The organism is Nocardia sp. NPDC060255 (assembly GCF_042727395.1).
Classification (GTDB): Bacteria; Actinomycetota; Actinomycetes; order Mycobacteriales; family Mycobacteriaceae; genus Nocardia.
In genome coordinates this window covers 12976-26457 of the sequence record NZ_JBHXAU010000023.1, presented here as the reverse complement: position 1 = coordinate 26457, position 13482 = coordinate 12976, and the positions used below count along the sequence as shown (strand labels likewise).

6 protein-coding genes are annotated in these 13482 nt (G+C 67.3%); 2 read left to right on the top strand and 4 right to left on the bottom strand.

Annotation, left to right across the window (positions count from 1 at the left end; genetic code table 11):
• Nucleotides 1–110: 110 nt before the first annotated feature.
• Nucleotides 111–317, top strand: coding sequence for a CsbD family protein (locus ACFWF1_RS32895; RefSeq protein ID WP_107655425.1), 207 nt, complete (start codon nucleotides 111–113; stop codon nucleotides 315–317).
• A gap of 66 nt (nucleotides 318–383) precedes the next feature.
• Complete coding sequence (locus ACFWF1_RS32890) at nucleotides 384–575, top strand: hypothetical protein (protein WP_379288999.1); 192 nt, start codon at nucleotides 384–386, stop codon at nucleotides 573–575.
• A gap of 4 nt (nucleotides 576–579) precedes the next feature.
• On the opposite strand, the gene ACFWF1_RS32885 is transcribed toward ACFWF1_RS32890, so the two are convergent.
• From ACFWF1_RS32885 to ACFWF1_RS32870, 4 genes are read right to left on the bottom strand one after another with little or no spacing between them, the layout of a single operon-like run.
• A complete protein-coding gene (locus ACFWF1_RS32885; RefSeq protein WP_379289001.1) occupies nucleotides 580–1707 on the bottom strand; it encodes a Kelch repeat-containing protein in 1128 nt (375 codons plus the stop codon).
• Entirely contained in the window at nucleotides 1704–2879 is a 1176-nt protein-coding gene (locus tag ACFWF1_RS32880) for a Kelch repeat-containing protein (RefSeq protein ID WP_379289002.1), read from the bottom strand. The genes ACFWF1_RS32885 and ACFWF1_RS32880 overlap by 4 nt, the downstream gene beginning before the upstream one ends.
• A complete protein-coding gene (locus ACFWF1_RS32875; protein ID WP_379289004.1) occupies nucleotides 2876–4138 on the bottom strand; it encodes a Kelch repeat-containing protein in 1263 nt (420 codons plus the stop codon). Before ACFWF1_RS32875 ends, ACFWF1_RS32880 begins: the two co-directional genes overlap by 4 nt.
• 1 nt (nucleotide 4139) lies before the next feature.
• Nucleotides 4140–13391 carry a neuraminidase-like domain-containing protein gene (locus tag ACFWF1_RS32870; protein WP_379289006.1) on the bottom strand — a complete coding sequence of 3084 codons (9252 nt, stop codon included), beginning with the start codon at nucleotides 13389–13391 and terminating at the stop codon, nucleotides 4140–4142.
• Nucleotides 13392–13482 lie beyond the last annotated feature (91 nt).

Below are 13482 nucleotides of genomic sequence, written 5' to 3'. Positions count from 1 at the left end.
GTATGACGTGATCGTTGTCTCATCGGTTGCTGCGTGCGGTTTGTGAAACGGCCGTGTCAATACGACGTGTGCATCCAACCCGGATGTGCCGCGACTAAGCGGAGGTTTCGATGTCTCTGAGCGACAAGATCGGCAACAAGGTCGACGAGTTCGGCGGCAAGGCCAAGGAAGCCGCGGGCAACGCGACGGGCGACGACGATCTGCGCGCCGAAGGCAAGGCGGATCAGGTCGAATCCGCCGTCAAGGGCGCGGTGGAGAACGTGAAGGACGCCATCGGCGACGCGGTGGACAAGGCGAAGAACGCGCTGGGCAAGTAGCCCGCGCGTGCGGTGTGCGGCCGCGAGTACGGCCGCACACCGCCCGGCTCGAACAGAGGTAAGACTGTGATCAATGATCGACCGACCAGAATCGCCGGTGTCGAACCGGTGACCGCGGTGCTGGCCATCGCCACCTGCCTGGCCTTGACCATCGGTGTCGCGGCCATGACGGAATCCGTCGCCGCGACCGTGGCGGCGTTCGTCAGCATCATCGCCGGACTGGCGCTCGCGCTGGCGATACTGCCGCACAAGGCGTGACGGACTACGGGAGAAACATCTCCGCCACCGTCGGCAGGTCGTCTTCTTGGCTGCCGCCCGCGGCGAGCACCCGGCCGTCGGACAGCAGCGCGGCCGCGAAGTCCATGCGGCCGTAGTACATCGGTCCCGTCGAGCTCCAGGTATCGGCGAACGGGTCGTACAGCACGCTGGAGGCGAACTTGGCGCTGAGGTACTGTTCGTCACCGCCACCGAAGACGAGCACCTTCCCCGAATGCAAGGTGAACGCGTGGAAGCGATCCCGGCCGTTCGGCATCGTCGCCGCGGGGACCCATCGGTCCATCATCGGATACCACCGCTCGGTGGTGGCCAGCGAGTGCATGTCGAAGATCGGGCCGGACGACCAACCGTGACGGCAGCCGCCCATCGCGAGCACGCTGCCGTCGGGCAGCAACGCGGCCCGGTGCAGCGCGCGCGGTAGGGCCAAAGACCCTGTCGGGCTCCACTTTCCAGTTTTCGGGTCATACACCTCACAGAATGCGGTCGGCACCGCGTATTCGTCGCCGACGAGGGCCGCACCGCCGACCACCAGCACCCGCCCGTCGGCGAGCAGCACCGATTGCGGCACGGTTCGCGCGTCGATCATCGAGCCGGTCGGCTCCCATTTGTCCGCGACCGGGTCGTACAGCTCGGCCGTGTTGGTCGGACCGAGCCCCCTGGCGGACCGCAGCGCCGCGCCGCCCGCGACCAGCACCCGGCCGTCGGCGAGCAGCGTGGCGCTGTGCAGGCACCGCGGCGTGCCCATATCCGTGCGGGTCGGCGTCCACGTCTTGGTCTTCGGGTCGAAACGCTCTGCTGCCGCAACGACATTGAACGGCAGCGCGTACGGGCCGGTGATGCCGCCCGCGGCGAGTGCGGTGCCGTCCGGTAGCCGGGTCACGGTGTGCAACCTCCGGCCGATCGCCATCGGCGTGGTCGCCTTCCAGGTCGAGATCGCCGGGTCGAACAGCGCGGCGGCGGCACTGCCCGCGGATTTCGCGTCCGCGCCGCCGGCGAGCAGCGCCGACCCCTCCGCCAAACCGACCATGGCGCAGTCGTTTTCGAAGGCGAGACTGGCGGCGGGCAGGTTGCCGGTCGGAATCCAGAGGTTGGTGCCGATGGCGAGTGAAGTCACTGTTCCCCCTTCGGAGGCGTGTAGATTTCGGTGCTCGCGGTGAGCCGCCAGTTGTTCGACGACCCGTCGAGGTGGTCGACCCCGCCGGTGACGAGCACCCGGCCATCGGTGAGTGCGAGCGCGCCGAATGCCCAACGGCCCGTGCCCAATCCGGCCGCGGGCTGCCATCGCTTGGTGTCCGGATCGTAGATTTCCGCGCTGCGCAGACCGGCGGACATGCTGCGCGCGTTGGCGCCACCGATCACCAGCACCCGCCCGTCGCGCAGCAGGGCGGCGCGGTGATACAAACGGGCACAGGACAAGTCGGCGTCCCTGGCCCATGTTCCGGTCATCGGGTTGTAGCGTTCTGTCGTCCAATCGCTACCCGCGTTGAACACCCGGCCCGCCACCCAGCCGGGCCAGCCGCCGCCGGTGACGAGCACCGTTCCGTCGTGCAGCACCGTCGCGGTGTTGTCGAAGCGCGGGCGGGCCGTGCTGCCGGTCGGTGTCCACTGTTCCGTTGCCGGATCGAAGATTTCGCAGAAGGCCAGGTCGGTGTAGGTTCCGGAGCCGACGTCCGCGGTCCCGCCGATGACGAGCACCCGGCCGTCGTGCAACAGCACCGCCTGATGGACCGACCGAGCGTCGTTCATCGGCGCGGTCGGTGTCCAGGTCTTGGCGTCCGGGTCATAGATTTCCGCGGTGCCGGTGGTGCCGCTGGTTCCGGACCGGTCCGCGTAGCCACCGGCCACCAGGACCCGCTTGTCGGCGAGCAGGGTGGCCGAGTGTGCGGTGCGGCCGACGCTCATCGTCCCGGCGGTGACCCACTTTCCGGCCACCGGGTCGAACCGTTCGGCCGTCGCCAGACCGGCGGGCGAGGTCTGCGGCGTCGGATATCCACCGGCCGCCAAGACCGTTCCGTCCCGCAGCCGGGTCAGCGTGTGGCCGCTGCGCCCCTGCGTGAGCGGACCCGTACCGGTCCACGCCCCCGTGCCAGGATCGAATACCGCACAGCCCGAGCCGGATCCGAAATTCGGGTCCTGCCCACCGGCGATCAGCACCCGCCCGTCCGCGAGTTGCACCGGGTTGTCGTCCATGCCCTGCCAATTCACCGCAAGGGGACTGTCTTTCGCGATCTGCCAGGAGCCGGTGGCGGTCCCGGTCGCCGATTCCCCGGTATCGAGCGAGGTCATGGGGTGTACACCTCCGCACCGGAAGTCACCACGTGCTCGCCGAAAATTGGTGCCGCAGCGCCTGATCGGGTGATACCGCCCGCGACGAACACCTCGTCGCCGGGCAGCCCGACCGCCGCCATGGCCCACCGTCCGGCCGACATGTTCGCGGCGACCGTCCACGTCCCCGCGGCACCGGCCGCACCCGGTGTGTAGAGAATCGTGTCGCTGTAGCCGATGTCGAAGACGCCGCTGTCGGTGCCGCCGATCACCAGCACCTTGCCCGAGGTAGGCAGCGGCACCGCGCGATGCTGGCTCAGGCCCCAGGGCATATCGGTGTCGGCCGTCCAGGTCCCGACGCCGTTGGCGTCCAGCCGGAAACGCTCACAGGTCTTCAGGCTGTACGGATCGATGATCGAGCTGTAGGACATGGTCAGCACGTCACCGCCGGTCACCAGCACCGAGCTGTCCTTCAGCAGCGTCACCTGATGTCCCTTGCGCGGCGTGCGCAGGCTCGCCGTCGGCGCCCAGGTGCCCTGGTCCGGAGTGGCTCCGGGAGTGAAGATCTCGCAGTAGCCGAGCGCGGCATACTGGCCGCGCCCGATGGTGATGACGCCACCGACGACAAGAACCTTGTTGCCCAACGCAATTGCCGTATGACCGAACCTGATATCGGTCATCGGCTTGGTCACCACGGTCCACGTGTCGGTGGCCGGGTTGTAGATCTCGGCCGAGCGCAGCGCGCGATTGGTATCGGCCGAACGCGCCGAACACCCGCCCGCCACCAGCACCGAGCCGTCGGCGAGCAGCGTGGCCGAATGCCCGAACCGCGGCTCGTGCATCGGCGCGACCGGCCGCCATCCCCCACCGCCCGGGACGGGATCGAACAACTCCGCCGAGTCGATGCCGCGCGCGGGGGTCGCCACCGCCCCGGTGATACCGCCGGTCACCAGGACCTTCCCGTCGGCGAGCTTGGTGACGGTGTGCAGCCTGCGTGCGTGCGTCATGCCGATGAAGACCGGGGAGCGGGTACCTTCCGGCAGGTCGAAGACCACCGAGCTGGCCAGCGCATTGCGGCGGCCGTCCTCACCACCGGCCAACAGCACCCGACCGTCGTTCAGCCGGATGGCGGTGTCGTTCGGTTCGGCCCAGCTGGCAGGCTCCAGCAGGTCGCCCACCGTGGTTCGCCAGGTGCCCGGTGCGGCCGCGGCGGCGGCCGGCCCGGTCGACTGGCCCGCGTGGAATGGCCGCAGCCGCAACGGATCTACGGACGATCTCATCTCAGTTCTCCTTCACGCTGTACGGGCACACGAGCAGCAGGTCGAGCACGGCGTCGGGGTTCAGCCGCCGGTCGGTGGTGAGTAGGTTCGGGTGCAGGCCGGTGATCGGCGCGGTGACGATCCAGTCCTGTCCCGCATCGCGCACTTCGACGTCTTTGATGGTCGAGTACGAGGTCCGCGGCAACCCGCCGAGAGTCGGGTCCGCGCCGAGTTCCGCGGTCGGCGGGTTGGTACTGCCCACGTTCAAGGTGGCTTTCAGCGTCGCGCCGCCCTCGTCGGTGTAGTAGTCGACGAAGCGTTTCTTGCCGTCGGGGCCGAGCTCCTGCGAGAGCACCAGTACCAGCTCCGGGTTCCCGACGGTGTAGCGATGGTCCCGGAACAGCTGCGGGAACTTCGATTTCGACAGTCGGAAGGTGGCGGTAGCCGTGCCGCCCGCCGGGGTGGCCAGGAACTTCTGCCACTGGTCGGCGAATTCGCGGCGCGCGCTGAACACCCGCAGCAGACCCTTGCCACCGCCGCCGCGCACCCAGAAGTCCAGTGCCGCCTTCATTTCGGCGACCGCGGCGTCACCGAGCGTGCTGCCGCCGTCGCGCGCGGTGTAGCGCAGGTGCAGCACGACATCGGTGATCGTCTCGTAGTCGAATTGGCGGAACTCGCTGGGCAGCGACAACTTCCACTGACTGATCGCGCCCATGCCCTCGAACGGCAGGAACCGTTCGTCGTGCAGGTTGGTCTCGAACAGGCCCGCGTCGTCCTGACCGGTGCTGGTGACGATCGATTCGATCGGCCCCGTGTAGTCGCGGAAGCGGGTGTCGTGATCGGGCTGATCCTGCTTGCGCCGATAGGTGCCGTCGGAGAGCCGCGAATCGATCCGGACGCTGCTTCCGGTCAGGGTGGCAGTCAGATTCACGCCGGTGTACGGACCGGCCACGCACGGCACCGTGATGCTCACGTTCTTGATCCGCCGGAAGTACTGGCCCGGCGCATCGAGATCGAACAGCGCCTCCGGCACGGAGACGTAGCAGCTCCCGGTCTCCTTCAGGCTCAGCAGTGCCTTGGCGTCCAACTGCGCCAACGAGATCCGCTTCGTCATCTCGAACTCGCGGGCGTTCGCCTCGAGGTAGGCGGCGTCCATCCGGTTCAGGTCGGCCATCAGCCGCTCCCCCGACAGCAACCCCTTGTGCAGGCTGTCCCAATACCCGAAATTGATGAAACCCGAATCCTCGATGCCCAATTCGTGCCGGTAGGACCGCTCCGCCCGCTTGGCCACGTCGTAGGCCAGCTGGTAGGCCTGGAAGAAGCTGGTGGCCAAGCGGCCGATCATCCAGTCGTAGAGTTCCCGGTTGGTGAACTTGCCGGTCAGGAACTGGTCGACCTCGCCGGCCTGGCGGATCTGCAGGTCATGGTTGTCCCGCTCGGACTGGGCGATGCCCAGATGTGCGGTGGCAGCGGCGATCTGCTGATCGGCGTGCTCGATTTCCGCCTGCGCCTGGGAAGCCTGGAAATCCCAGTCGTCCGCACGCCGCCGGTAGCCGCCGATGGTGGCGGCCAGCTCACCACCGCCGTGCAACACACCGGAGATGATGTCGAGCGCGCCCGCCAGATTCTCCAGCGATTTCGAGACATTGCTGCCGCCGTAGGTCACGCCGACGGTGGTCACGAAGCCGATCTTGGCTTCCGGAATATGCGACGTCGCGCCTGCCGCGATACGGATACCGCCGGAGACGCCCTGCACGAGCAGCCCCAATCCGGCCATGACCGTATGGGTGATCTCCCAGCCGTTCATGAAGTCCCGGCTCGCGTAGTAGTCGAGCTTCCCCTGCGCGATGGCCCGGGCCTTCCGCGCCGCCTCCAGCGCATCGGAGGCCTCGGTAACCTGTTGCGCCTTCACGGTTTTGACCGCGTCCAGCATGGCCTTCTCGTGGCTCGACCGCAGCCGGGCGAGCGCCTCGACGTCGCGCTTCTCCAGCGCCGCCAGCAGTGCGGCACCGAACGATTCGACCTCGGCCGCAAGCTCTTTCGACTTGGCGAGCATGGGGCCGAACCGGTAATGCGGTAGCGGGGCACTGACGTCGTCCAGCACGGTCGACAGGTCGGCACCGGAGGCCGCGGCGCGCACCAGCACCATCGGGTCGATGACGCTGCCGAAGGCGGCCAGTTGGCGCGTGCCACCGGTCAGGGTCCGGCCGGTGCGGATCTTGGTGAGCCGGTCCTCGACGATATCCCAATAGGCGAGCAGCTTTTCGTTGCGCGGCACCCGGAAGTAGTCGAGCCAGGCCGAACCGGCACCGACGGTGATGCCCGGTGACACCGACGCCGTCGGGCGGTCCTCGACGACCGCGACAAGGTGCTCGGCCACCACCGCGGGGTTCGACGCGACCGGCTTGGTGGTGGCCATGGTCCGGAAGCTCAACGGCGCGGCGGGAGTGCTGTCGAAGACCGCCTCCGGGCGACGGCCCAGCAGCTCGGCGGCGAGGATGTAGAGCTGGGCCGCCTGGTTGATCGACTCGCCGGTGTCCTGCTGGAAGAGCTGATCACCCCAGGCGATCAGATTGTCCAGATACTTCATCACGACCGCCTTCTGGTAGGCGGTGCTGCGCAGGCGAGCGACGATGTCGGGCTGGAAGGGATGCGACAGCCAGACTTCGACGTTGCGCTGCTCCTCGATATTGCCGGCCGCGAGACGCTTCAGGATCTCCTCGATCCGCTGTTTGTAGTAGTCGCTGCCGGGCTCCGTGGGATCGCCCGCGGTCTGGAAGAACGGCTTGGTGCGCCAGAACCGTTGCGGCGCGGACAGTCCGGACCGATCGGTGGGATCGAAGATGAGATGGAACCATTTCTGCGCGTCGGCGAACTTCTGATTCGTGGTCAGCCGTTCGGCGAGCAGCAGCGGGGTGTGGAAGAACAACTCCCAGTTGTATTGCGCGTACGGGCCGGTACCGCTGAAATCCATGTCCTCGTCGGGGTATTCCCCGCCGATGACGCGGGTCTCGACGCCATAGACATCCTCGAATTTGAATTTCCCGGAGGCCCGGCCGGATTGCAGCTGGACATTCCTCGACACCAACGCGTTGAATCCGCCGATGCTCAACTGCTCCATCAGCTGCTCGACGTAGGGATGGTAGAAGGACTTGGCCCGCATCCACGGGTGGCTGTGCGGGGTCGCGTTGGTCACCTCGAACACGAAACTTCTGATGCCGTCGGAAACGAACATGAAGAAACCGGCCCAGTCGTTCTGCGGTCGATGCGAGAAGAGCACACGCAGCGGTGGGCTGGGGATCCTGCGCAGCACCATGGTCAGTTCAGCCGGAAGTCCCTCGCCCTCCCGGTCATCACCCCACATCATGGTGCTCGACCCGTCGAACTCATTGTTGAAGGTCACCATGTCGACCGGCGGATCGATGAAATACTGTAGGGGCGCCCCTTCCGACGCCGGGAACAGAATCGCGGTCAGCGGCTCCACCACGAGTCGGCCGCTGCGAGCGCTGAGCCGGAACGTGCCACGGGCGACGGCGGAATAGCGCTGCGGGGCAGGCGTTCCGGCGGGCGGCATGGTGTCGGTTACCGAGATGCTGTTGTTGTACGTGGCGTGAATCAACAGATCCCCGTTGTCGGCGAATTCCGGCAGGAAGCGATACTTCTGCGATTTGATGGGGTCGAACTCGCTCGGAATGTTGATGTCGTAGCGCGGACTCGGCAGGAACGGCTTGGTGGCGATCGCCGATTCGGATATCTTCTTCGCCTGCCAACCGTCGGCGTTCAGCCTGCTCCATTCGAGTTTGATGTTCCAGTACTGCGGCGCGGGCTTCATCGCGTTGTTGTCGTCGGGCAGATGATGGATTTCTTGCGGATCGTTCGCCAGCGTGAAGGTCGCCCAGAACAGATACAGCTGCTTGTTCCAGATCACCGGCACGAGCGTCTCGCTGCCGATATCGAGGTCGATCTTCTGCCATGCCGTCCAGTAGGTCCGGTTCACCCAGGTTCGGAAGTAGTAGAACCGTGGTGTGGAGTCGCTGCGCGCGAAGACATAGATGGTCGAGGTGTCCTTGTCCCGGTACAACCCGCACGGATGCAGGCGCGCCACCTCGTACAGCTTCTCCAGATAGTGGTGGGCGGTGGTGCCCACGTTTTCCTCGGTCACCTCCTTCTGCATGATCTCGTTCTCCATGTCGGTGAAGAACGCGGTCTTGTCCGGGCGCAGATCGGGCTCGAAATAGTTCTCCGGGTACAGGAAGACCTTCTGGTTCGCCTCCCACAGCCGGTACTGCTTCATCCACTCCCACTGCTCCCACAGGCTGGTGTCGGCGGTGTTGACCAGCGGCTCCAGGTTCAGCAGGCAGCGCTGCACGAACAACTGCACGCTGTAGATGGCCTGGGCCATCCGGGTGGTCAGTTGACTCGCGCCCATTTCCACGTCGAGCAGGAAATAGTCGTGCAGGCCGTTGGTGTCGGTCCATTCCGGTACGACGATCCGGTCGGTGGCCAGCAGCGGGTTGGCGACCAGGTAGGAGACCAGTGCGGCGCGTTGCCGATCCCGGATCGCGTCCTGCATCGGCGCGGCGACGACGGACCAATCCGCCAGTGCGTGTTTGGCTTTCGCCGCCTGCCAGGCCGCCTCGGCGGCCGCCGGAGTGAGCTCGGCGTGGGTCCACAGGCCGAGCCGGTCGGCGGTGACTCCGAGCCGCAGCAGCAGCCGGACGGACGCGCCCACGGCGCGCAGCGCGGCGACGTCGAGGAAACGGGCCGCGGCGGTGAGACCGAGCAGCGGGGCGAGGATGCCGAGATCCGCCGCGTTCCAACTGGTTCGGGCGGCCAGCTCCTTGACGACGTCCGCGACACCGGACGACGGATCCGCCGCGACCGCGAACACCGTGTCGAAAGTGTCGATGCCGCCGGGTATTCCGGCACGCACCCGGATCAAGTCCAGCAGCCGGACGAACTTAGCGAACAACGGAGCGGGCCCGACGATCGGCGCCGACGGCAGCTCGTTGAGGTTCAACCAGCCTGCCTTGCCCGCGTAGCCGAAAACGAAGGGCAGCTCGACAGCGTCGACGCGCAGTCGCGCCAGCAGCAGCGCGACCCGATGAATGCGGCTCAGCGTGCTGAACTGCTGCCCGAACGCGGATCTGGTCACCGGAACGGCCGCGTCGCTGCTCACGAAGGCGGGTGCCAGGAACTCTGCCAGCACCACCGAACCCGAGCTGGACCGCAGCCAGGTACCGAGCAGCAGGTCGGCGGTCGCCGGGTTCAGGTCCGCGGCCTGGCCGAGCTGCTGCTTGATGGTGATCTCGCTGAGGGTGCGGCGCAGCAACGGGTTGAGGATGCCGAGCACGACCCGGAATCGGTCGGCGGGCACGGTCGCCGCGTCCCGGAAGAACGTCTTCGCGACCTCCAGGTCCAAAAACTTGTTCTCGTCGGGGATGTCGGCCACCTCTTGCACCCGCCGCAGTTCGGCGACCGCCGCGGCGATCGCCGAACCCGACGGCGCGGCGGTCAACGCCTCGGCGTCGGCCTGCGACAGGTAGCCCCGGCTCTTGAGTTTGTGGTCGTTGACGTCGTAGAACACCTTGCCGCTCAGGGTCTTCGGCATCTGATAGTCGGCGGGCATCGTCGGCTGGTCGGCCGCGAACACCGGAATCCGCCGCGCCTTCATCCGTGCCGCCACGAACAGCCTTGGCGCCCAATACAGTTCATCGACCGCGGCCTGATACTCGACGGCGGTGGATACCTTCAGCAGGCTGGTCTTCTGGTCCTCGGTCATCGGGCCGGTGAAGAGCAGCTGCTGGTTCGCGGCGCTGAAGCGGACCGGTATCTTCGGTGGCAACACCGCGTTCTCCGGCAGTGCGGTCAGTTTCGCGGTGTAGGTGACGGTGCCGAGCAAGGTGGCGACCGCCTCCTGGGCCAGCGCCGGATCCCAGCCGAGCAGGGTCAGTTGCTTGCGCGTCAATTCGCCGCGCTCGTCGAGGGTCTGCGCGGTCTGCTGATACACCGCCTGCAGGCCGGCCCGTAGCGCGGTGAGCGTCGCCGCCAGCTCGATGTCGTCGGGCACGACCCCGCCCTGGGCGGGCATGGTGGCGGTGAGTACCGCGTCCACCTCGGGAATCGTCAAGCCCGCGTTGCGGATCGCGTCCACCGCGTCCAGGAACTGTTCGGTGACAACGGTTTGCGCGTAGACCGGTGGCGGCGGTGCGCTGTCGAGCAGGCTCGGCGCCTGCACCAGCGCACCCCCGGCGACCTCGCCCTCGGCGCCCGCCGGATAGGCGGGCAAGGCCGTGCCCACCGTCGGCAGCATCGGATCACCGCCGGCGACCTCGGCATTCGGCACCGCCGCCGGGAAAACTCCGGCCAGCGCCGGGAAGGGGCCGCCACCGCCAATTAGTTCGATGAGCCGCAACAGATCTGGGATGGTCAGATACAGCGCCCGGGCCAGCGTGCTGGTCCGGACGAGCGTCGACAGATTGGCCAGATTCAGCATCCGATCCGGCGTGACCGCCCGTGGGCCGGTGGTCAGTGCGGCGAGATCGTCGTCGGTCATCTGCAGCACCGCGAGCAATGCCGCGGTGATCGACGGCGTCGTCAGGCTGCCGAGTACCGCGAGTTCAGTGCGGTCGGCCCGCAGTGCGAAGGGGTTCGCCGCGCCCGGCTGGATGGCGACCACGGCGGGGTCGAGGAAAAGCCGGTCATAGAGCGGCGCACCGCCGTCGCGGCGGTAGACATGGGTGTCGACCGTATTGAAGAACGTCAGCACCTGTTCGACCGAAAGGCTGAGGCGCGCAGCGAGTTTGCGGACGGCGGCGAGGGTGCGCAGGGTCTGCCGATCGAGCTCCCCCTGACTGTTGCAGCCGTGAATCGCCTGATCCACCTGCTGAGCCGACCAGCCGAGCGCTCGCTGCAAACGGACGAAACGATGCAACCGATCGAGCGCCGTCGTGTCCAGCCCGACGAGGGTCATTCGCGGTGTCTCGTAGGGATAGTCCGGGTGCGCCTTGATGGAGAGGACGCCGCCCGGGTTGACGAACCGGGTGTCGAGCAGCTGGGTCAGCTCCTCGTATCGCAAAGAGCAGGCATCGAGCAGCACCCGGACATTGCGCAAGACACCGACCAGGTCGGTGGCGGGGGCCATCCCGTAGTACTCCGCGAGCGTCCGCGCGGGCGTGAGCGGTTCACCCGCGATGATCCGCGCCGCCACGGTGTTCAGCCCGAGGCGTTCGTCGACCAGCAGTGTCGGCGAATCCGGCGCCGCACCAAGGGTTTCCAGCAGCGTGACGCGGGATACGCCGGCATGGGCGAGGTAGGCGTCGGTCTGTTCGCGGAACAGGTCGAACGGCAGATCGAACGGATAGACGGCGGCGCGTAGTTTCGCGTAGGCCGCCGGGTTCACCTGCTGCGGTTGGATACGCAACGTCGCTCGGTCGCCGGAACTCTGTCGCTGTTTCGCCGGAATCGGCGCCTCCGGGACGACCGCCGATTCGAGGAGCTCGTTGACCAGGTCGACATACGGAAGGCTGAGATCGGTGTTGTCGTCGTCCAATTCGACGTCCCACAGGTCGGGGCGGCGCGCGTAGAGCGCTTTGGCCACCGGCCCCTCGTCGGTCGCGTTGCCGCCACCCAGCCTGCGCAGGAAATACAGCAGGTCGACCAGGTACGCGGGCTGGCCGTAGATGGACCGTGACGGCGTGAAGGTCCCGTAATCCGCGGGGCCGAACAGCTCTTCCCAATCCGGAATCGGGTGCGTCGCGGGCAGCAGGCCGGGATCGGCGAGGCTCGGCAGCCACGGCACGTCGAAGTGACCGGCCGTCCGGAAGTCCGCGACCAAGTTGGTCGCGGCGGCGTTCACCAGGGTGGCCCGGTCGTGCACGGCACGCGCGGTATCCGGGTCGAGCACCTCGGAAACTTTGCGCGCGAACATGTCTCGCCCAAGCGTCGCGACAGCCTGTGCCGAGTCGAATCCGTTGTCGCGCAACGCCTGCATGGTGTCGAAGTCCCGGGCGATCTTGAATGTACGCTGGATCTCGGCCAATTCGGGCCGCGCTTGCGCGTCCGGCACGGTACTCGCGGTGACCGGTGTGCCGACGATATCGAATTCGGGGTTGTCGGCGAGGAATCGGGCCGACGGCGTCTGCGCGTAACCGGATCGGGTCGACAGCTCGTGTGCGATATGCGCGGTCGGATAGCGTTCGACAGTGCGCCGATGCAGGTCACGGGCATAGTTCGACACGTGATCAGCGGCCGGTGTCGACCCGTTGCGTGCGAGCTTCGACCGCTCCGGCACCCCGCCGGTCTGCTCGATCAATTCGGCCCAAACGTCGCTCGAACGCACCAACTCGCGGGGATCGCTGTACTCGCCGTCGTCGAATCTGGCGAGCAGCGCTCGCACCAGCGCCATGTTGCCGTCGGTGAGCGTATGCAGCTCGAAGGCGAGCCCGAGACGCTCGACGTACGCTCCGGCGACGGTGTCCTCGGCCAGTTCGTCCCACCAGGCCGCCAGGTCGGCCGGCCGGTTCAGATACGCGGCGTAGGCGCGCTCGCGCGCGGCCTGGTCCGGGACAACGGCCGCGAGCACCACGCTCATCGGCTCGGTGCTCGTCGCACCGTCGGAGCGCACGGCGGCCGAGACATGCTGAGCCCGAATGGCTGTCGCGAAATCTCCTGCGCCTTCGGCCGTTTCGATGATCCCCGCAGCGGCGGCGGCGACGATCGCCGCTTCGACATCGAGCGGCGAGTGCCTGCCCAATTGCGCCGGAAACCCTTGCCGGAGTGCGCCATAGAACATGTCCGCCGGTAGGCCGGTGTCCGCGGCGAGCCGGGTGGCCGTCACCAGATGCGCGATCGAGTGTTCGTCCTGGCCGGTGGCCTGTGCCAGGTGAGCGATGTCGGCGGCTTCGAGATCGCGCAACGCGGCCCCGTCGAGCAGTGGGGCCACGCGAGCAAGGACAGATCCGTACTCTCCGCCGCGCCGGGTCGGGACCTGCAGGTCGACCGTCGTCTTGTCGCGCACCCGAGTCCGGACAGTCTCGAGGGTTGGCGCACCGTCGACGGCCAGCTGAACGATCAACGCCGTCGGCGTGACCGTTGCGGTGAGCTCGACCTGGTATCGGCCGTCGGCCTCGGTAATGCTCTCGCCGAGCACCGTTTCCGAGCGCAGGCGGCGCTCGACCACGGTGACCGCGGCGCCCGCCACCGGATTGCCATCGGGGTCGGTGACCCTCCCGACGACCGAGCTTCGTTGGGTGACAACCTCGTTGGCAGTCATTGATGTCCTTTGCGATGTCAGAGCTGATGTTTCGGCGGGTAGTCGCGGCGGGCCGGGTGCGCGCGGTGCCGGTCGGTGCCGGACCGGCACC